Source organism: Brevibacillus thermoruber 423, assembly GCF_000454065.1.
Classification (GTDB): domain Bacteria; phylum Bacillota; class Bacilli; order Brevibacillales; family Brevibacillaceae; genus Brevibacillus; species Brevibacillus thermoruber.
Window position 1 is genome coordinate 268,390 of sequence record NZ_KE695654.1, and the last position, 20,560, is coordinate 288,949.

Below are 20,560 nucleotides of genomic sequence, written 5' to 3' on the forward strand. Positions count from 1 at the left end.
GACGCCGGCCTGTCCGGACGTTCGGGACGGCCGGGCCCGCTGTGAGCCCATCCAATCAGCAGGGGCAGCCTGAAACATACGGCTCCGCCATGCATGTGGCGGAGCTTGGTTGCATGTGTGCGGCGAAAAATCTATACTTGCAGATATAGTAAAAAAATTTTTACTAATGGAGGGTTCCAAACGATGGCAGATCCACGGATTAACGAACTGGCCAGCCGTCTCATCCGCTATTCGCTCAATTTGCAAAAAGGGGAAAAAGTGCTGATCGAAAATACCGGCCTGCAGGTGCCGCTGGTGCGGGCTCTCGTCCGCGAGGCGTTTGCCGTAGGCGCCCTCCCGCTGGTGACGCTGAAGGATCAGGAAGTGCTGCGGGCACTGATCCAGGGGACCAGCGAGGAGCACATGGAACTGTTCGCCAAGCACGAGCTGGCGCGCATGCAGGACGTTGACGCGTACATCGCGGTGCGCGCGTTTGAGAACATCAACGAGTTTTCCGACATCCCCGAAGAAAAGATGGGCCTCTACTCCCGCATTTTCTACAAGCAGGTGCACTTCGGCGAGCGCATCCCGAAAAAGCGCTGGGTCGTGCTGCGCTATCCCAACAAGTCGATGGCGCAGTTGTCCAACATGAGTCTGGAAGGCTTTGAAGACTTCTACTTCTCCGTCTGCAACCTGGACTACGCGAAAATGTCCAAGGCGATGGACCCGCTCAAGGAACTGATGGAAAGGACCGACCGCGTCCGCATCGTCGGACCGAAAACCGACCTGCGCTTCTCCATTAAAGGGATCCCGGCGATCAAGTGCGACGGCAAGCGGAACATCCCGGACGGCGAAGTGTACACCGCGCCGGTTCGCGACTCCGTGGAAGGCACGATTTACTTCAACACGCCGACCAACTACCACAGCACCTCGTTTACCGACGTGCAGCTTACGTTCAAGGAAGGCAAAATCGTCGAGGCGACCAGTTCCAACACCAAAGTGCTGAACGAAATCCTCGATACGGACGAAGGCGCCCGCTACATCGGCGAATTTGCCATCGGCTTCAACCCGCACATCCTGCATCCGATGCAGGACATCCTGTTCGACGAAAAAATCGCCGGCAGCTTCCACTTCACGCCGGGCAACGCCTACGACGTGGCCGACAACGGCAACCGCTCCTCCATCCACTGGGACATGGTGCAGATCCAGCGTCCGGAGTACGGCGGCGGCGAGATCTGGTTCGACGACGTCCTGATCCGCAAAGACGGCCGGTTTGTCCTGCCGGAACTGGAAGGGCTCAATCCGGAGAATCTGGTGTAAGCGTGCGAAAAAGGGCGTATGACAACGTATACGCACTCAAGAATAGGCTGAATCGCGAAGATCCGTTTACCGTTATATATGTGGTAGAACTGGAATAAACGCATAAGACCGCGGGTGCGCCTACACCTACGGTCTGCACAATAGACGTTCCCACAAGGGGACGGCTCGATTGCTGGAGAAGTAGATCACTGAGTTGCAGAGCGCAAGGGTGATCTGCTTCTTTTTTACGCCTCCTGTTTTTTTCGAGCAGGGGGCGTGTTTTTTCCGACGTAACCCCAAGCACATCCCCCGTTACTGCCTCTCGGTTGGGAATACGAAGCTGTTGGTCTCCTGATCCGATCCAATGCCATGCTTCGGATGGGATTGGCATCCAGCCCCAAACTTCACCCACTTTATTCCGTAATAGATAATAAAATGAAATTAAAAGTCATAACTTACTAACTTACTCATGTACGCATGTCAAATGAAAACGCTACTTCTACTGAACACATCACCCACGTAAAATTTGTCTAGCAAGTACATGTGTTAGATACTGGCTGGTGGTCAGCCAGAAGCAATCGGAAGTAGCATAAACAAGTATGAAGAGCACTGGATGGGGGCAGAGGTTACAGTTCCAATCCTCCCAAAAACGTTCTCCATTCATTACATCAAAAAACTTCAGCCACATAAAAAATGGAAACATTCTTTACCAAATCTCGTATTACAAACTAGGACACAAAGGAGGTAAGTAGATGAGAACTCCAAAGATCATCATAGGGATCATCCTCATTATCGTCGGCCTTCTTATGGTGAATGAAGCCAAGACTCTAAAGGAAAAAACTGAAGACACTGTTTCGACAGTATTCGAACCAATATCTTCTTTATCAATCACATCTAATTCATTTGATCCAGAAAAGTATCGTAAGGAAGCAATGACAAAAGTAGGAAATTGGGGAATTAGTGCCATTCGTTTTGAATCAAAAATGACCTCGGGATCTCTCACAATCTTTACCGGAATCTTTCTGATCATTTGGGGAGGATTAGAAACCCCCTTCTGGCGGAATCTACTTCGCTTCATTACTTAATTAACAATATGCAAATTTTTCTCAAAATCTGAGTAATAAAGGGATAATTAAGGGAGTTTATACAGTGAATATGAGTTGCAAAATGTTTCAGTCACTACACCATAAACCATCTCGTTTATATAAAGAGGCTTTCGGCTGAAGGCCTCTTTCTCCTATTTTGGTGTATTTCAAGCTTTACAAACACGTTTAGACCTCACCTTTTTACTTCATTACCGGTGTGTTAATAATCTGTATCTGATAAAATTAACTAACCTTCCTCTTCCTACTTTTCTTTGTAAGGGGGTCTTGCCTTGGTGACAAAAGAAAGTGATATCGATTTTTCATTCTTCATTGGACAGCACGTGACTGACGTAAATACTGAATCCAACTTACCGTTAGGGATAATTTTTGAATGCGGTTGGCTAATGATCGAATGTCCTTGGCGTTTAAGAAGCAACGATCATTATAGTTGGTAAAACAGACTGTAGAGAAGTACCCGAAAGGTATTCACATCAATCTGTAAAAGATGTGCTTGTTGGAAAAAGAATTGCACGTATTTTCCATGATGCGGAAACTTCTGATTTATCGATTCATTTTGATGTCGGTTTGACTCTTGACTTATTTCATGACAGTTCTTTTTTTGAAGGATGGCAACTGCAAGGTAACATTGACTTTTTGCTCGTATCAACTCCAGGCGGCAAATACTCTTTGTTCGAACCAGAATCATAACTATTTGAATGAATAATTATGCCTCTATTTAAGGGTCTGGTATTACTGACAATTTAATTAAAAACCAAGTTGGGGTGATCATGTTGCAGATAACCATCAGGGGTAGAGAGGATACCCGAATCACTATCACGGCTTTCAATCGAAGCTACCCAAACCAGTCAGATTTTTGGGACGGTAACTGGTTAAACTGCAATATCGAAGCTGAAATTCCGGGATACAAAGCCTCATTTCCAGCCCAACTCAGAACAGATGAGTTCCGGAGTTTTATGGTCGATCTAACAGCAATTGACCGTTACTTAACTGGTACCGCAACTTTTAGGTCGATGGAGAGTTACATTGATCTTGATTGCAAAATCGATAATACAGGCCACCTCGAATGGAATTGTGAAACTTCCTATCCTCCTGGTATCGGGGCTACCTTACATTTTTCCTTTACTTCAGATCAATCGTGCTTACCTCCACTTATTAAAGAACTTGAATTACTGTTAGAGAATTATCCTGTAATCGGAAATCCTCGCGAATAGATGATTTTACAGGCTACACTTTACATATACCGAGGTTGATGGAATGCCATTAACACATGAATTTTTTTTAATCAGAAAAGAAATCATGGTAGATCGTCAGTTTTATCTATCTCCTCCACACGAAGGAATAGTTGTGATTCACGATGATATCATCACATACATCTGGGACTCACTTATGTGGATACCCACCTATAATCCAGGAAAACGGAATTTTCCCGCAGATTACGGCCTTAATTACCATGGTGTCACAATTGTCCAGGATGGTGGCGCTGCTCTCCTCAGGGACATCTGTCTTTCCTGGTGCACCCTGTTCTCCCTTGCTCCACAGACCTTTCAGCTTAAAGGTGCATACACTCACTCAAGCAGCGAAAGAATTGAGGAAGGTGGTTATGAAAAAATACGATGCGATAGGACTGAATTAACTAAGCTACTAAAAGATTTAGCAAACCTCGCTGATAGAGCTTTAACAGATGGTTACTGTATTTTGCACATAGGAATTTAACATATTGAGCATTTTGTAATTACCTGCGTCTGATTCATCCAGATTCCTCCTTGTCACACATAATGTTGTGTTAAAACCTTCATAGATATGGTATAATCCCCTAATAATTGGTTAGGAGGTATCAATTTGAAAGTTATTCGAAAAAACCCAGACAATGTAGCACCTCCGATTGGAGTTTATACACATCTTTCAATTATCCCAAGAGATGCGGATTTACTCGTTCTGTCCGGGCAGGTTGGAACAGACTTGGATGGAAATATACCAGAAAATGTTGAAGAACAACTAAGAAACGCATTTAACAATGTGACGCGTATTTTAAGTAGTGAAGGTGTAACGTGTGAAGGAATAATCAAAATAAATATTTGGCTAACGGAAACAATTGATCGGGAGAAATTTCTGGCGTTGTGGAACGAATTCCATGACGGGAATCCACCTGCAACGACCATGGCCTATGTTTCAGCTTTAGCTCAACCCCACATAAAGGTTGAAGTGGAAGCATGGGCAGCACGCTGATGAATCGGCGGCTTGACGCCGCCTACATTGGTGTCTCCTTCGAGAAACCGTCGAACTGCTTCGTCTTCCTGGCGGTCACTCTCACTTCCCGTATACACGGCCGGTTTAAATTGCACCAGTTCTTTACGCCATATATCGTCCACGTCGCGATGCCAGCCTATCAGCAGATTCGGTACGTCGGCTTCAAGCAGGTTCTTGGTGTATCGAGCAACATTGGTCGCTTTGGAAACGCCGGTGGCGTGCCGCATAAGCAGGTCGAGCTCCCTGCCAGCGCGACCGCGCTCCATGAACGTGCCCATCGTTGTCTTGATCGCTAACCTCGATACAAGTACATGGTCACGAGCCTTGCGCATCCTCCCATTATTTTTCATTTATGATATGATTTTCTTTGTGAATGCACCAGATGTCGAAGCTCACGCATAACCCGGTAAAGGAGAGGGCAACCCGTGCTGCTGTTTGAAGGTTCACCGTTTTACATAGGAATGGCTGTCATCTTGCTGTCTATGTTGATTCTGAAGGTTGCCCGGAAAAAGAGGTACCCCTTTTTGCTGTTCTATTTTGTCTTTTGCGTCTACGTGCTGCATGTCCTCAAGTATACGTTGTTTCCCATTCCCGTTGATCCTCGCGTAATTGCGATACACGCCGGGCCCGCCATCGATTTTTCAAAAGGAATCAATCTGATTCCGTTCAGCGACAGCTCCATGCGGAATGGATTTGATCGCGAAATGTTGCTGAACGTGCTGCTGACGATCCCTTTCGGATTCGGCATTCCTTTTCTTACGCGCATTCATCTGAAAAAATTGGTTCTTGTCGGTTTGACAGTGGGGGTCACCATTGAACTGTTGCAGTTGTTTCTTTCGCTCATGCTAGGGTTTCCGTATCGGTACGTGGATATCAATGACGTTATCCACAACTTCACGGGCGTACTGTTCGGCTTTCTGCTGTTCAAGATATTTGCCTGGCTGTTTACCGTTTCGGTGGAAAGGGTAAAGCTCCCGCCGAATGCGCTGCTTGCATACATGCATGAAGTCTGTTCGCGTTCAGGCACAAACACGCGGAAAGAGAACGCTGACAGCTCGTCCATCGATTGCTGATGCATGAGCTAGGTCACAACGTCAAAGACAGGAGGGTACTTCACTTTGCCGCTACGATCGTTCAGCGAGCCCTTCTTGATTTCATAGACCATGAACACTTCATCAGGTACCGGGAATGGCGGCTCAATTCCTTTGGTCTTTGCAGGTTGAAAACCGAACCTGGGGTAATAGTTCGTTTTCTCTTTGGAAAGCTAGCGTATGCACGTCTCTTATGGCAGCCGCATCCCCATGTTGTTCTGGTCGAATGGTGAACAAGTGAATGACTCCCCTTTACATGATTCGTTTATCGAGCAACTTCCATTTTATCCCTGTTTTAGAGAATACACAATTTACTTGTTTTTTCTGCTGCGAACATTACAACTTCGTAAGAAAACGGAAAGGAAAATCGATTTGCGAAACCGCCCGTCCCTGCTACGATAGTGGAGGATCATGACTGTCGAGCTTGGAGGAACACCGGTATGAAAAAATGGCGGAGACTAGTGGTTTCCCTGGTCGTCATCCTGGCGGCCGGATGCGCTGATTCGCCCGATGACGTACAGGGCCTGACAAAGGAGGAAGCGGCCTACATCGCGCAGACCGCCGTCAGGCAGTATTTTCACGTGGACGTCGACACCCGCGAGCGGAACATCACGCTGGAAGACCCGGCTGAGAGGGCCGAAGACGGCGCGTGGTCGCCCATATACAGAGGGGTGCCCGTTCACGCCATCCTGACCCGGGAGGCGCAAGCGGGCGAGATCGCGGGGGTTCACGCCGTCATCGACCCCAAAACCAGGCAGGTGCTCTCCCTGTCCATCGACGTCATCGGACCGGACGGGCAGCAGACGACCAGCAGCCTGAACGAAGCGGAGCTGGAGCGAAAAGCAGCGGAATTCGTACGCACCGAAAAGCTGCTGACTCCCTCTGCCATCCGGTTCGTCAGGGCGTCGACTGACGACCCGGAGACGAGCAGGCGCTTCTTCTATTACACCGACGGCCTGAAAACCATCGCGGTCGGCGTCGACACCGCGCTCAACCAGGTGGTGACCTTCGCCTACGATTAACGGCTGAACGGGTTGCGCTCACCTGGCCGGATTCCGCTCCAGCCGCCCGATCAGCACGCACGCGCAGAAACCCGCCGCGCCGTACACCATCCACGGCCACACCTCGCCGCCCTGGTTCATCAACCAGGCGCCGGCGTAATTGCCCACCGTCCCGCCCGCTGCCCAGGACAGCTTGTACATGCCGAAGTACGCCCCCGCATCCTCGCCTTCCGTACACTCGGCAATGGCCAGGTCAGAGCCGGGCAGCACCATGGTCTCCCCCAGGGTAAACAGCAGCATGCAGAACAGCAGCCAGACGAGCGGCGCGCCGGGAACCAGCGGCACGAGACAGAAGCTGAGCCCCAGCCACCAGAGTCCGGTCCGCACCACCTGCAGCGGCGGCCGCCGTTCGATAAAGCGGCGCAATAGAAACATCAGCGCGACGCCAGACGTCCCGTTGACCACGAACAGCGCGCTGACCCACCGCTCCTCCCCGCTGATCCGCATCATCTCCAGCGGAAATGAGACGGACAACTGCGTGTATACCGCCCAAAACAAGACCATGATGCAGGTGAACCGCACGAACCGGCGGTCCGCCCACAGGCGGCTCATGCTGTCCCGCACGCGTTTTTCCGTCCGGACTGTCCGGTAATGGCGTCGGTAATACCAGAGCAGAGCGGCCATGACAAAAAAGACGACGCCTCCCCAGTAAAACGGCAGGGTCGGGTCGACGGCGATCAGCGCGGCGCCGGCCAGCGGCCCCAGCACCGCGCCCGCATTCAGCGCCTGATTGTACAGCGTAAACGCCCGCTTTCGCTGCCGCTCCGGCTGCCCGGCAAACACGGCGCTGACCGACGGATCGTACCAGGCGCTGCCGATCCCCACGAACGCGGAGGCGGCAAAGACCCAGCCAAACCAGCCGCTCTGCGCCAGGCCGACAAACCCCAGCCCCCGCAGCAGCACGCCCGTCACCAGGTTGCGGCTGTGGCTGAGCCGGTCGCCGACCATTCCCGTCGCGAGCGGCAGCAGCCGCGCGCACAGGAGCTGCACCGTCAGCACGCTGCCCACCTGCCAGGCGGACAAGTGCAGGGTGTGCGTCAGGTAGACCGCCAAAAATGGCACGACGGCAAAACTGCCGACATTCATCAAAAACGTGGCGGCGAGCAGGACGCGGACCGGTGTGCCCAACCGCTCCTGCTGCCGTTCCGTTGCGTGTGCCTCCATCCCTCTCCCCTCCTTTCTGGTTCCATTATCCAGGGAGAGGGCTCATGATTACAAATCACTTGATTTTATAAAAGTCATGACAAATAATCATGATATGGAACTGAAGGATCTGGAGACGTTTGTCACTGTCGTCAAGTGCGGAAGCATCACCTGCGCCGCCGACGTGCTGCACGTCACGCAGCCGGGCGTCAGCCGGCGCATTGACCGCCTGGAGAACGCGCTGGGCTGCACGTTGTTCGAGCGCGTCGGCAATCACCTGCTGTTGACCAAGGAAGGAAAAACGCTGCTGCCTCACGCCGAGACCGTTTTGGGCAGCGTCCGCGACCTGCGGGCGGCCGTGGACGCGGAAAAAGGCGGATGGACGACCGCCTGCATCGCCATGTCCGCCACCTTGGCGGAAACGCCGTTTACCGACAGGCTGAAAGAGCTGCGCGACCGCTTTCCCGCTCTGCGCCAACTGCACATCAAAATGGTCGGAAGCGCGGAGGTGAGCGAACTCGTCGCCGCAGGAGAAGCGGACGTGGGCTTCCGCTTCTTCCGGGACAAGGACGAGCGGCTCGAATACGTGCCGCTGGGCGAAGAACCGCTGGTGGTGATCCGGGCAGCGCACAGCCGTTGGTTTCCCGGCGAGGACGGCGGCGGAGAACCGCTCGCCCCGCTCTGCCTGAACGACATCCCGTGGATTGCCTTCCCGGCGCGAAAAGGCCCTTCCTCGCACATCACCGCGATGCTGGACCAATGGATCGAGAAGACGGGCATCCGGCCCGGGCTGCGGATCGACGCCGACTGTTTGGCTGCGCAGCAAAAACTGGTCCAGGCCGATTTCGGCATCGCCCTGCAGCCTGCCTCCAGCGTGCAGGAAGCGGTCGAACGGGGAAAGCTGCGGCTCGTCCCTCTGCCCGCCTTTCGCCTCACCCTGCCGATCTGTGCCGTGTACCGGAAAACGGCACCTCATCGGGACATGCTGCAAAACGTGATCCGGTTGTTTCAGAAGCAGCCGGAATGACAGGCTTTCGCTCATTATCGCTCATGTTCAAGGAGGCGGATCCTCCCCCTCCGACGCTGTCCGCTTCCTTGCACAGGGCGCCGCCTTTCACTACCGTCATCGTTCTGGTCTGGCGTCATACCAGTATCGAAAATAAGCGACTTGCTCATCTGACGTAAACGTCCATTGATCCCATACGCTGTGCTCTTCATTGCTCTCTTTGGCAATCACCGGACGGTATTCACCTGGCTGGAGAATGGTTTCAAGAGACTCAATGTGGCCCAATGGTTCCTTTCGGGCATTAAACACTTCAATCTTCAGTTGTACGTGCATCGGCTGATTCGTATAATTTTTCACCATAAACAGATTGCGGTAATCTTGATCGGAACAGTTCCGCCAACATGGTCTCGGGGCGGAAAACACCAGTTCAACACGAATCTTGCCATCCCTGATGTTCTCCTCCTTCTCAAACACTTTCGCCGCGCGATTCAACAGGTTTGCATATTCCCATTTGCCGCCCACAGGAAAAAGGAAAAAACAGAGAACAGACACGTGTGCGAAAAGAGCCAGCAGGAACAAGGAAACCGCTTTTGTATTGCGAACCGATTTTGGGGTTTTAAAGTGGGCAATGATTACAGATAACAGAAAAAAAACGCCCATCAGAAAAAGGACGACAATAGCAACCGCCGATTCCTGTAAGGAAAGAAAAAAAGGAAATCCATAAACGGAATGGAAATACCAATGAACTGCAAAAACAATCCCCACCATGGCAATGTACGAGAGCAGGCCGATGCGTTTCAATACACGCGACGATCGCATAAAACCAAAAACCAGAAGCAGTAGTGGAACTGATGAAAACAGGCAGACAATAAACATTTCCATATGACCATCTCCGTTATTGTGTTTGAGAACTGTATTGGATGTACTTGCGCCTGTCGATGCGGACCGCATCCGCTTCCGACAGCGCGTCCCGCTTCCACTTTTCCCCCTTCTCCGCAATCCCCCGGGCTCTCTCCAGCTCTGCCTGGAACTGCTCCTGATTCGTCACGTTTGCGTACAACCCTTCGGCCGCCTGGGCAATTTGCTTGAGCTGTTTCTTCCCATCGGCATTGACGTCGAACCCGATGACGTTCAGAAGAGGCATGATATGCGACCGGGAAAGCTCTTTGGCCGGGGCGATCGGATCGCCGTCGCACGTCTCGATCCCGTCACTGACCAGATCGATCACATTCTCCACTGTTGTAACCGACGCCCCCTCCCGCCGAATGGAGAACGTGCTTGGCGGCAGCCAGCGCATCGCCTTTATTTTGCGTGATCGCGTATACTTGGGCCGCTTCATTGGCTGCCGACTGCGCGACGATGACACACATGCCCGCTTCCCTCCTCCCTCGATCACACTGTTTCTAGCGTTGGCTGGACTAGGTTGACCCATGTTTCTTTTTGACGAAATTCAGGTGATTTCTCTTGATAAACGGCAGTGCGACCGCAAGAATCAGCAGCTCGAAGGGAAGATCCTTCCGGAAAATTGCCAGCAAAACGGTGGCGGGTACGATAAACGCGTAAAAGTAGATCATCATGAACTTCCAAAATCGCTGCCAGTTATGTACCTGCTTGGACATGCTACACACCTTCCATCCGCAATTGTTGGAGCATCATCGTTTCGCTTCCTTTCGACGAAGTTGTTCCATGGCCGACTGCTCCATATACGGGAAGAGAACCCAGGCTGCAATGAGACCGTACGGAATCCGCTCACCCAAAACCATGAAGAGACAAGAGAGCGGCAGGCAAATGCCATATACAAAGATCCCCAAAACGTTCAAGAACCGCTGCATCTTTTCTTCTTTTCCCGTCAAGACATCCCTCTCCTTTCATCTGGCGGATCGCGCCGAATCATATGACCATCTCTGTTACCATGCTTGAGAACTATACTGGAAAGATACGTTCAACGAATCCAAAAGTTTCCTTCAAACATGACCAACCTGCTTCACTCCCCTCGGTATTTCTGCTCGATTTCCGCCCTCATCTCTTCATACGATTTCTCTGTCAGGTTCAACAGATAGGCCGTCAGCTCTTCCTTCGACCGGGTGACCAACGCCTCCCGCTCCTGCCGCATCCGGGTCAGGTACGTTTTTGCCTGGCTGCCGATCTTCCCGGTGGCGGCCAAATACTCGATCGCCGCCCCCACGTTCAGACTTTCCCGCCAGTTCTTTTCATACCAATCCCGGTCGTACCGGTCGATCCACTTGCGCCTGTCGATGCGGACCACATCCGCTTCCGACAGCGCGTCCCGCTTCCACTTTTCCCACTTCTCCGCAATCCCCCGGGCTCTCTCCAGCTCTGCCTGGAACTGCTCCTGATTCGTCACGTTTGCGTACAACCCTTCGGCCGCCTGGGCAATTTGCTTGAGCTGTTTCTGCCCATCGGCATTGACGTCGAACCCGATGACGTTCAGGAGAGGCATGATATGCGACCGGGAAAGCTCTTTGGCCGCGGCGACCGGATCGCCGTCGCACGTCTCGATCCCGTCACTGACCAGATAGATCACATTGGTGTTGTCCTCGGCTCCGAACGCAGCCAGATCCACCTGTGCCAACTGCAAGGAGCGGGCGATCGAGGTCCAGCCGGTCGGTTCAAACTGATGCAGCGCCTCCGCCAGCCTCTGCGCATCGAACGGCTGCAGCGGATAGACCAGCTCGCTGCTGCCGCACGAGAGCTGTTTGTGCTCGTCGGCATTGCTGCCTTTATGTCCATAGACGCGCAGGGACACCCTCGCCCCCTCGGGGAGGCTTTCCGCAAATGCTTGAATCGCTTCCTTGGCCAACTGCATCTTGGTCTTGTCGCCGATTTTTCCGGCCATGCTCCCGCTCGCGTCCAAAATGATTTCCACGTTGAAATGTTCCTTGAATTGAAACCGGGCATCTTCCATGTCGGGGCTGCCGAAAGACGCCACACGCCAGCGGTCCACAACGGTCTGCGGACTTGCGTAGTCTTCGGCAAACAGGGCAAGCAGCTTCTCCCCGTACGCCTGCACCATCGCTTCATCCAAGCCGTCTACCAGGGGGGGCAGGCGATCCAGTATGTTCGCGATGTCGCTGCGCTGAGGATAGTGGGCCAGATAAAAATGTGTGCCGGCCAGCGGGCCCGGTTGTGCGGCGATCAATTCCTGCGTGGTTTGCGGCAAGCGGGAAGCGTTCGGCGCTGAGCCTGTAACGGCTGCTCCCCATGAACAACCGCTAAGCGACATGGTCAGAACCAAGCCGCCCAGCATTCGAGACCATTTGTTTTTGAACGCCATGTAGTGATCGCCTCCCCGGCGTCTTGTTTGTCTGCTGTGTCGTCATGCTTACAAGGTGATGCGTTTCCCGCCCCATCCCATCACTTCGGCAAAAGCGATCCGTCTGCTTTTCGCCGTCTGCTTCACCTGTTCCGTATCGGTGTTCAGGAACGCCAGTCCAAAAGTTTCGCTCTGGTAGCGGACCGATGTCTCCACCTCGATCCGCATGTCGCTGTCAAACATGGTGACGACCGATCCGCTGCGCGTCGCACCGTTGGCTTGCAAGATTTCCCCTACTACTTCGGGAATTTCATCTTGTGCAGAAGCCAAGCCTTGATAGAGAAAACCATACAGCGAACCATTTGCCGGTACGTGTGAAAGCAGCACGTTATCAATGGCATGGTAGCGGACCTCGCTTTCCGACCAATCAGGATGAGCGCTGCGCAATCGCATCTTTTCCCGATCGACTTCCCCCATGATAAAGTCCGGGTTCAGCATGCCTGCAATCGACCTGTCGTATTCGCGTATGGCTTCTTCCGCCTCTTCGTAAATGATTTGCACAGCCGCCATGCTCGCCTGCTGCGCGCTGTTGGCCGCCACTTCCTTGTCTACAAAGATGTTGGACATGTTGAAGAGAAGCGTGAACATGACGAGAGACAGAAAGAAAAAAATCGTCAGAACGAAAACGGTCATATTTCCCCGCTGGTTGCCAAGCAGCTTTTTCACCTGTCCCATTCAATGAACCACCCGTCCCCGAACCTCGCGGCCAAGCGAAATGACTTTGTCTTCCTCCGCCATGTTCTGCTTGATTATGTCAGGAATGAAGAACAGGTCGAGATCGACACCGATTCTCGCCGTAAAGTAGCTGCCCTCATCGGAAATGTGCGAATCGCCGCTGTCATAGGATATGCCCCCGCCGGCGGAGCTTACGATATGCTGCGCGGCGCTCATCGCCTCGTCCAAATTTCTCGTGACGGCATATACTTTGGCCGCCTCATTTGCTGCCGACTGGGCAATGATGACGGCGTAGACACCGGTTAAAAACTGCCAGAGAATCAGCAGAATGAGAAAGACAAACGGCAAAATCCCGATAAACTCCACGGTGGCAGAGCCTTTTTCATTGTTCAGGCAATGGACCGATTCACCCATCCGTAATGTCACCTCCGTTTGCTGGCTGCTGCCCATGTTACCCTTCCACCGCCGCTGCCGCATCCGCACTGGCGCGGTGTACGCTCTCTTCGCTCCACTTGTAGGTGTACATCGTGAACATGACCGCCAAAAACGGAAAGACAAGCACGGTCAGCAGCAGTTGGGTGAAGAAGACCGCCCCAAAGCTGGTCGTGATGTAGGTGACGGAGACAAGCCCGGCCAGGCTGATCAGCCACTGGACCGCACTTGCCAGCAGGATCAGACCGAGGAGCGGAACAAAATGCCGTTTTCCCAGTTCATAGGCAGCCCGCATGCATTTCCAGGGCGATCTCTTTTTCAGCACGACCAGAAACGGCGTAAGGTAAAACAGGATCAAGAGAACCACCCCCGGCACGACAAACAGCATAAGCCCGAAACATACCGCCAGCACATAGACGATCCCGAACAGAAACACGGAGAACGCTGTCTCGAAAAAGGTGCGGAACGCATGGCGAAGCGGCCGTTCCTCCCCCTCCAGCTCGCTTATCACATATTGGGCAAACACGATTTGCACCACGGTCAAAAACAGAAGCAGCAGGAAGAGGTTATAAAAGCTGGACACAATCGGGGCGCCGGTCAGGGCAGCCAGAAAATTGACGTAATTGATCGTAAAATTGTGGACCAGCAGAAACGGAAACAGAATCACCCCCGACAGAAGCAGCAGCGCTTCGATATGTCGCGTGTAAAACCGTATGCTTTCTTTCATCGGATTCATTGATCTGCACCTCCTTTGTTCCCGTACGCTTAGGGATTGCGCAGAATCGCAAAAACCTTATCCTGTAAAATCTCCTTGTTTTTCTCGTCAAAAGCTTGCTTCATTTCCTCGACATTCCGGTACGTTACCCCCTTTATTTCCATATCCCGAACCGACTTTTCCATCGTTCTTCTGACTCCGCTTCTTTTGTAATCGCCCAGAAGATGAAGCAGCTTTGTTACGGTTTTCCGCTGTTCTCCCAGGTTGCGTTCCATGGATTGAAACCAGGCGTAAAGACGATCTACAGCATCCTGCACGTCCACCTGCATGCGCACGCCCTGGTACATCAGGAAATCGGACTCGTACAAAATTTCCCGTATCAATTTGACGTCTTCCTCCACCACATAATTGCGTGCAACCATTTCTTTGTGATAGCGCAGGCCAGTGTCATACATCTCTCGCAATTTATCCTGGCCTTCAATCATGTACTCGCAAACCTCAATCAAATCATGAGCATCCTTGCGGGTTTGTACATCCATGATTGGTTCACAATAAGGGAGTAACTGGCGCAGATAATCCCGCTTTTGTTCGTACATCCATACGGGTTTTTCTTTTTCAATTGCCAAGGTCGTCAGAAAATTCGTGGCCGAGTTGTTATGGACCATAAACCGCTCTACTACCGGTAATGCTTCCGAACGCGGCGGCACACTTCCGTCGCTGCGCAGGATCAGATATCCGACCGCTTCTTTTTTGCCAATTCGCCAGTACTGTACGTTGTAATAGAATTGGTCGTTGAGCAGTGCCGCATGGTTAAACAGCTCCGGCTTTTCCAGGAAGCGTTTGTAGTTGTTGATTTGTTTGCGGACTTCTGCTGTTTCTTTCACAATCATGTGCTACGACCTCCGTTAAGAAAAGATGGACTTCATCCATCCGATTGCTTTGCCGATTCCTTTGCGAACCGAGCTGATTCCTTTTGAAAGCGCTCCTCCCGAGGCTTTGTTGGACCATTTTACCAATCGGCTTCCTGCCCAGAGTACACCCCCTGTCACGACAAGCGCAACCGCTATCGGCTGTCCTCCCGGAATGACGGAGGCGATAATCCCCGCGTCCATAAAGGTGCTTCCCAGGCTGCCTATCCCATCCACAAACTTTTCATTCTGCTTGTCTTCACCCAACCTGGAATCATACGCCTGCCGAAATTGGCTGACCGTATTATACATGTCAAATGGAAGACTGATGGCAGCAACACCAACATTTAAGCCGGTAACGATTCCGGGCACTCGTACAGCACCCGCAGCACCTGTAACGCCTTGCACGCTGTTTGAAATCGAACGCTGTGCACTTATTCCCCCTAACATGGAGGTCGTATTTCTCTGTACAATAAATTTGTAACTGTCATACGCCCCTTTGGCACCCAAGCCATCCAACGCAAGCCCTGTCAGATTGCCATACGGCGTATCCTGGAGGCCGATATCAATCCCCTTTAGCCCAAGCTGAAATAAAAAATTGGCATAGCCGGCTCCGCCCTGCCTGGCCGTTACGGTTCCGCCTTCCAGCAAGCCGGCTGAATAGCTGAGTGTCCCGCCAATCACATCCTTGAAGGACAGCTCCATCATCTTGTATGTCAAGGTCTCGCCAAAAGGCTCGGAATCAGCCGATCCGCCGTTCGGGTTCAGACTGGGGGGATTGCTGCCCGGGGGATGCACTCCGGGGACCCCTGCTCCCGGTGTTGGGGAAGGCGAAGATCCATCTGGAGCCTGCAGGCCAGGCACGCTGCCTCCAGGGGGGCGGAGGGCTGGCACACGTCCAGCAGGAGACTCCCATGCGGGTACTGTGCCGCGGGGCGCTTGAAGTCCAGGGAGACTGCCTGCTGGCGGCTGCAAATGAGGTGTATCACCATGCGGAGTCTGCAGCACAGGCGGACTGCCAGGCGGCGGCTCCAAATCAGGCACGTCCCATTGCGGTACTTCCAATTGGGGTGTTTCCCGCTGGGGAGCCTGCAAATCGGGAGCTTGCAGTTGGGGAGCCTGATAAGTTCCCCCTCCCAGGCTCGGTACGTACGGCTGCGCCAGCACCACCACCGGGAATACATTCATCAACAGAATCAACAAGGCGAAGATACCAGCCAACCAAGACCTTCTCCCTCTACTTCGCACGACCTTTGCCCTCCTGTCCTTTTGTTACTTTGCCTTCACGTTTTTGCTGTACTGCTTGTTGATCGCATCGATGGTTTCCCTGTACGTCTTGTCATTCAACTCGTCGAGAAAGGCTTCCATTTCGTCGCCCCTTTGGATTGCCAATTTTTCATGCCGCTCATCAATTTTTTCCAGTTCCTCTATCGTCTGTTCATTCAGTATCTTCAGCCTTCTCATATCCATAAAAGCAGAGAAAAAATTATAGCTTTCACGAACGGTTAATCGATACCAGGTGGAACCATATACACTGATATCTACTGCTTGCGATAAATTGGCTGAAAGTGCTTCATAAGAGGCCCCATCCTTCCACTTCCTCCACTTGCGGGCAATTTCTTCGGCTTGCTGAAATTCCTTTTCCAGTTCCTTTTGATCCTGGATCAGTACGTAGCGGCCCCCTGCGGCTTCTGCTACCTGCTTGAGCTGGCGCTGCGCTTCCCCGTCCGCTCCGAAGCCGACGACATTTACGATAGGCGTCACGTCAGAGTCGGCCAGTTGTTTTGCCACCTTTACCGGATCGCCGCCGCATGTCTCGATCCCGTCGCTGACCAGGTAGATAATATTGGTGCTCTGCTCCCCTTTGTATGACTGCAAATCTTTCTGCGCCTGCTCGAGGGCGAGGGCAATCGGCGTCCAGCCGGCAGGCTTGAACTGCGCCAGCGCACTGTCCAGCTTTTGCCGGTCATACGCCTGCAGGGGATACATCACATCGCTTTTGCTGCAGGAGAGCGCTTTGTCTGCTTCCGCTCCCGTCCCTTCATGTCCGTAGACGCGCAGTCCCACCCGGGCACCGGCGGGAAGGGAGGCGGCAAACGAGCGGATCGCTTCCTTGGCCGCTTCCATTCTCGTCTTGCCGCCCGCCATGTTGCCCATGCTGCCGCTGGCGTCCAGCACGATCATCACGTTGTACTGCTCCTTGAACCGAAAGCGCGGATCATCCATTTCCGGGCTGCCAAATGAAGCAAGCTTGATCCGGTTGATGATTTCCTGCGGTTCTGGATAATCTTCGGCAAACAGGCCGAGCAGGGCGAGGTAGTACAGTTTGATTATTTCGTGATCGGGGTTTTCGATGTTCGGGAATTGCTGAAGCACCTTTTCGATTTCCTCATCCTGCTTGCCATACGAGACACCGGAAAAGCGTCCCGGAGGCAGGTTGTAAAACTCCTCCGCTGTCTCCGGGAGTTTGGTCAGGCCGTCCGGGATTAGTGCTTTCAGCGCCTCGATCTGCTCTTCCCGGCTGGTGGCGGTTTGTTTGGTGGATATTGGCTCTCCGTCAGGATTGCTGCCTGCCGTCTCCGCCGTTTCCTTGCCGTTGTTCTGCAAGGAGGTCTCGGACGAGCCTGTGCTGGTTGATTGCTCTTCTCCCGAACAAGCTGACAGACTGATGAAACATACAAGAAGGATGGCGAACAGCATTTGTCCCTTTTTTACTTGTGTGTTCATCTCCTCCACCTCCTTGCATCAGCTAATTTCTCTTTACATTTTCGCTATATTGCCGGTTGATCGCGTCAATTGCTTCTTTATATGTTTTGGCGTTCAAATTTTCAAGGAAAGTCTTCATTTCGTCTCCTCGTTGCTTAATCAATTTGCTTTGTGTTTTTTCGATCTCTTTCAGTTTGGTAATGGTGCTTTTATCCAATATTTTGCGTCTTTCTAATTCGTAAAAGGCAGAGAGAAAATTATAGCTTTCGCGAACTGACATTCGCTGCCAGGTGGATCCATAGACACTGATTTCTACACCTTGAGAGAGTTTTTCTGATAAAGCATCATAAGTTGCCCCACGTTTCCACTCAATCCATTTTCGGGCGATCTTGCTTGCCTGTTCAAACTCCTTCTTCAACTCCTGCTGATCCTGGATCAGTACATAGCGGCCCCCTGCGGCATCCGCTACCTGCTTGAGCTGGCGCTGCGCTTCCCCGTCTGCTCCGAAACCGACGACGTTTACGATGGGTGTCACGTCAGAGTCAGCCAACTGTTTTGCCACTTCTACCGGATCGCCGCCGCATGTTTCGATCCCGTCGCTGACCAGGTAGATGATATTGGTGTTCTGCTCCCCTTTGTACGACTGCAAATCTTTCTGCGCCTGCTCGAGGGCGAGGGCAATCGGCGTCCAGCCGGCAGGCTTGAACTGCGCCAGCGCACTGTCCAGTTTTTGCTGGTCATACGCCTGCAGGGGATACATCACATCGCTTTTGCTGCAGGAAAGCGCTTTGTCTGCTTCCGATCCCGTTCCTTCATGTCCGTAGACGCGCAGTCCCACCCGGGCATCGGCGGGAAGGGAGGCGGCAAACGAGCGGATCGCTTCCTTGGCCGCTTCCATTCTCGTCTTGCCGCCCGCCATATTGCCCATGCTGCCGCTGGCGTCCAGCACGATCATCACGTTGTACTGCTCCTTGAACTGAAAACGGGGATCATCCATCTCCGGGCTGCCAAATGAAGCAAGCTTGATCTGGTTGATAATTTCCTGCGGTTCTGGATAATCTTCGGCAAACAGACCGAGCAGGGCGAGATAGTACAACTCAAGCGTTTCGCGATCTGGATTTTCGATATGGGGGAATTGCTGAAGCACCTTATCGATCTCTTCTTTCTGCTTGCCATATTGAACGCCTGAAAAGCGTCCGGGTGGTAAGTTATAAAAATCCTCTGCTGTTTCGGGGAATTGAGTCACTCCTTCTGGTATTAAAGCCTTGAGTACCTCGATCTGCTTTTCCTTGTCGATGGGGCTTTCCCCAGACGTTGCGTTTTCTTCATGATCAATGTCATTAGGCTGTACAGATTGTGACTCTGGCTTTTTAGAAGAAGGTTCTGTAACGACCGGTTCCTCCCTATCAGCAAAACAACCATACAAACCGCTAATAAAAACGAGGAGGATAAGGAAAAAAAATGATTTGCATGTTCTCATGAAAGAAGCAACGCCTCCTCCTTTTGTTTGAGCCACTCATTATGTAAAGAAGCTGGCAAAACAGATGACTGATTGCCAGCACCTATTAGCCAAACAATATATCTGTTAATTATTCTCCTCCACCAATGCCTTCGATGATTTTGGACAGAGTATTGGAAACAGCACTTCCAACTGCATCATCCCCCTTAAAAAACAACTGAATCGAAGCAAACACAGCCAGAATCACCCCCGCAAGCGCTATCCACTCAATTGCCTGGGCCCCTTTTTGATTGTTCAAGGATACCAGCATCTTGGCATACCATTTTTGAATCGTGTTTGTCATCATGTTTCATGTCTCCCTTCATGGATAAAAATGTTTGTGATCCTGCATTCTTCCAAACTTCCCAACCCTTCAAACAACCATTCTGACGAAGGTATCACCTCCCCCAAAGTCCATGCTTTATTTGCTCAACATGTCGGAAAACATCGAAGTGTTCTCCAAGATGTTTAACACCATTAATCCGCCGATCAGGGCGATCGCGGTAGGCGCCACGACAAACGTGGTGATCAGGGTTACTTTGGGCGAGGCTTTTGCCGCTTTCTCCTTGATCAGCTCCTTGCGTATGCGCCGCATGTTCTCGGACTGGATTTTGAACGTGACCGCGATCGGAACGCCCAGGCGCATCCCCTGTATCAGCGCTTTGATCAGCATTTGAAACTCCGGGTTGTCATTGCGCCGCAGCAGCTGCTCATACGCTTTTTCCCGCGGCACTCCCAGATCCAGCTCCTGATTGAAGCGGGAGAACTCCTCCTGCAGCGGTCCGGGAAAAAATTGAATAACCGAGCGCAGCGATTGATCCAGGCTGACGCCCGCCTGCAGCGTCACGCTTACCGTATCGAGAAATTCGGGCAGATCGTAGCGAAGCCGCTCCTGCCGCTCCCTCGCCTTTCTTTTCAGCAGGATGATCGGCAAAAAGTAGCCGACCATCGGCCAGACGATCAGGCCGTAGGGAGCGAGCGGAAAGCCGAGGACAAAGAAAACGGTACCGGCGATGACGCCAATCAGGGCGAGCAGGATTTTTGTCCCCTGGAAGCGTTCCACGCTCAGGTCCAACGGGCGGCCCGCTTTCAGCAGCCACTCCTCCACCTCGTGCGACTCGCTGAAAAAGTTGATCCTCTGCCCCAGTGCCGCGTAATCGTCGCTGTACTGCAGCAGTTTTTTCATCCACTTTTCGGCAGAAGTTTCCCGCTTGCGGATCTCGTATCCCCGTCTTCCCGTGGTTTCGTGGATGTGGGTGAGCAGCTTTTCCTTCTCCACGGAATAGCGGTAGGTTTCCTTCAAAAAAATGGCGAAAAAGAGCAAACACAGGAACAGACAGGTGACCATGAGCGCGTCCAT

Annotated in this window: 24 protein-coding genes; 9 read left to right on the plus strand and 15 right to left on the minus strand. The window is 52.3% G+C overall.

Annotation, left to right across the window (positions count from 1 at the left end):
* The first annotated feature begins 183 nt into the window (after nt 1–183).
* The 8 genes from M516_RS0120785 to M516_RS0120810 all read left to right on the plus strand — a co-directional run bounded on the left by M516_RS0120785 (nt 184) and on the right by M516_RS0120810 (nt 6,744).
* Nucleotides 184–1,299 (plus strand): aminopeptidase, encoded by a 1,116-nt coding sequence (locus tag M516_RS0120785; RefSeq protein ID WP_029100827.1) that lies wholly within the window; start codon nt 184–186, stop codon nt 1,297–1,299.
* Nucleotides 1,300–2,030: 731 nt separating this feature from the next.
* On the plus strand, nt 2,031–2,363 hold the full coding sequence (locus M516_RS0120790; protein WP_029100828.1) for a hypothetical protein: 333 nt from the start codon (nt 2,031–2,033) through the stop codon (nt 2,361–2,363).
* A 788-nt stretch (nt 2,364–3,151) separates the two neighbouring features.
* Nucleotides 3,152–3,595 (plus strand): WapI family immunity protein, encoded by a 444-nt coding sequence (locus tag M516_RS26375; RefSeq protein WP_420796332.1) that lies wholly within the window; start codon nt 3,152–3,154, stop codon nt 3,593–3,595.
* Nucleotides 3,596–3,638: 43 nt separating this feature from the next.
* Nucleotides 3,639–4,097 carry a hypothetical protein gene (locus tag M516_RS25325; RefSeq protein ID WP_193747008.1) on the plus strand — a complete coding sequence of 153 codons (459 nt, stop codon included), beginning with the start codon at nt 3,639–3,641 and terminating at the stop codon, nt 4,095–4,097.
* 126 nt (nt 4,098–4,223) lie between these two features.
* Entirely contained in the window at nt 4,224–4,610 is a 387-nt protein-coding gene (locus M516_RS25030) for a RidA family protein (RefSeq protein ID WP_081656628.1), read from the plus strand.
* Entirely contained in the window at nt 4,595–4,927 is a 333-nt protein-coding gene (locus M516_RS25035) for a hypothetical protein (RefSeq protein ID WP_081656629.1), read from the plus strand. The genes M516_RS25030 and M516_RS25035 overlap by 16 nt, the downstream gene beginning before the upstream one ends.
* Before the next feature lie 129 nt (nt 4,928–5,056).
* A complete protein-coding gene (locus M516_RS24125) occupies nt 5,057–5,704 on the plus strand; it encodes a VanZ family protein (RefSeq protein ID WP_051188324.1) in 648 nt (215 codons plus the stop codon).
* A 458-nt stretch (nt 5,705–6,162) separates the two neighbouring features.
* On the plus strand, nt 6,163–6,744 hold the full coding sequence (locus tag M516_RS0120810; protein WP_029100831.1) for a hypothetical protein: 582 nt from the start codon (nt 6,163–6,165) through the stop codon (nt 6,742–6,744).
* Between the two features lie 18 nt (nt 6,745–6,762).
* On the opposite strand, the gene M516_RS0120815 is transcribed toward M516_RS0120810, so the two are convergent.
* A complete protein-coding gene (locus tag M516_RS0120815) occupies nt 6,763–7,947 on the minus strand; it encodes an MDR family MFS transporter (RefSeq protein WP_051188325.1) in 1,185 nt (394 codons plus the stop codon).
* A 94-nt stretch (nt 7,948–8,041) separates the two neighbouring features.
* Between M516_RS0120815 and M516_RS0120820 the strand changes: the two genes are divergently transcribed.
* Nucleotides 8,042–8,953: a LysR family transcriptional regulator gene (locus tag M516_RS0120820; protein ID WP_029100833.1), complete on the plus strand. Its 912-nt coding sequence runs from the start codon at nt 8,042–8,044 to the stop codon at nt 8,951–8,953.
* A 96-nt stretch (nt 8,954–9,049) separates the two neighbouring features.
* On the opposite strand, the gene M516_RS0120825 is transcribed toward M516_RS0120820, so the two are convergent.
* From M516_RS0120825 to M516_RS0120895, 14 genes are all read right to left on the minus strand, one after another.
* The gene (locus M516_RS0120825) at nt 9,050–9,814 is read right to left on the minus strand and encodes a hypothetical protein (RefSeq protein WP_029100834.1); all 765 of its coding nucleotides are present in this window, start codon (nt 9,812–9,814) and stop codon (nt 9,050–9,052) included.
* A gap of 13 nt (nt 9,815–9,827) precedes the next feature.
* Nucleotides 9,828–10,298 carry a vWA domain-containing protein gene (locus M516_RS0120830; RefSeq protein ID WP_238551020.1) on the minus strand — a complete coding sequence of 157 codons (471 nt, stop codon included), beginning with the start codon at nt 10,296–10,298 and terminating at the stop codon, nt 9,828–9,830.
* Between the two features lie 52 nt (nt 10,299–10,350).
* Nucleotides 10,351–10,551, minus strand: coding sequence for a hypothetical protein (locus M516_RS0120840; RefSeq protein WP_029100836.1), 201 nt, complete (start codon nt 10,549–10,551; stop codon nt 10,351–10,353).
* Nucleotides 10,552–10,584: 33 nt separating this feature from the next.
* Nucleotides 10,585–10,785: a hypothetical protein gene (locus tag M516_RS0120845; protein WP_029100837.1), complete on the minus strand. Its 201-nt coding sequence runs from the start codon at nt 10,783–10,785 to the stop codon at nt 10,585–10,587.
* A 131-nt stretch (nt 10,786–10,916) separates the two neighbouring features.
* On the minus strand, nt 10,917–12,227 hold the full coding sequence (locus M516_RS0120850; protein WP_029100838.1) for a VWA domain-containing protein: 1,311 nt from the start codon (nt 12,225–12,227) through the stop codon (nt 10,917–10,919).
* Nucleotides 12,228–12,275: 48 nt separating this feature from the next.
* Nucleotides 12,276–12,941 (minus strand): Tad domain-containing protein, encoded by a 666-nt coding sequence (locus M516_RS0120855; protein WP_029100839.1) that lies wholly within the window; start codon nt 12,939–12,941, stop codon nt 12,276–12,278.
* Complete coding sequence (locus M516_RS0120860) at nt 12,942–13,355, minus strand: TadE family protein (RefSeq protein ID WP_238551021.1); 414 nt, start codon at nt 13,353–13,355, stop codon at nt 12,942–12,944. It abuts the gene before it with no gap.
* A 37-nt stretch (nt 13,356–13,392) separates the two neighbouring features.
* A complete protein-coding gene (locus M516_RS0120865; protein ID WP_029100841.1) occupies nt 13,393–14,109 on the minus strand; it encodes a YciC family protein in 717 nt (238 codons plus the stop codon).
* Between the two features lie 29 nt (nt 14,110–14,138).
* The gene (locus tag M516_RS0120870; RefSeq protein ID WP_029100842.1) at nt 14,139–14,978 is read right to left on the minus strand and encodes a hypothetical protein; all 840 of its coding nucleotides are present in this window, start codon (nt 14,976–14,978) and stop codon (nt 14,139–14,141) included.
* Nucleotides 14,979–14,993: 15 nt separating this feature from the next.
* Nucleotides 14,994–15,794: a hypothetical protein gene (locus tag M516_RS0120875; protein ID WP_051188326.1), complete on the minus strand. Its 801-nt coding sequence runs from the start codon at nt 15,792–15,794 to the stop codon at nt 14,994–14,996.
* A 474-nt stretch (nt 15,795–16,268) separates the two neighbouring features.
* Nucleotides 16,269–17,723 (minus strand): vWA domain-containing protein, encoded by a 1,455-nt coding sequence (locus M516_RS0120880; protein WP_029100844.1) that lies wholly within the window; start codon nt 17,721–17,723, stop codon nt 16,269–16,271.
* 22 nt (nt 17,724–17,745) lie between these two features.
* Nucleotides 17,746–19,182 carry a vWA domain-containing protein gene (locus M516_RS0120885; RefSeq protein WP_029100845.1) on the minus strand — a complete coding sequence of 479 codons (1,437 nt, stop codon included), beginning with the start codon at nt 19,180–19,182 and terminating at the stop codon, nt 17,746–17,748.
* A gap of 109 nt (nt 19,183–19,291) precedes the next feature.
* The gene (locus tag M516_RS0120890; RefSeq protein ID WP_035290422.1) at nt 19,292–19,507 is read right to left on the minus strand and encodes a hypothetical protein; all 216 of its coding nucleotides are present in this window, start codon (nt 19,505–19,507) and stop codon (nt 19,292–19,294) included.
* A gap of 114 nt (nt 19,508–19,621) precedes the next feature.
* On the minus strand, nt 19,622–20,560 hold the full coding sequence (locus tag M516_RS0120895) for a type II secretion system F family protein (protein ID WP_029100847.1): 939 nt from the start codon (nt 20,558–20,560) through the stop codon (nt 19,622–19,624).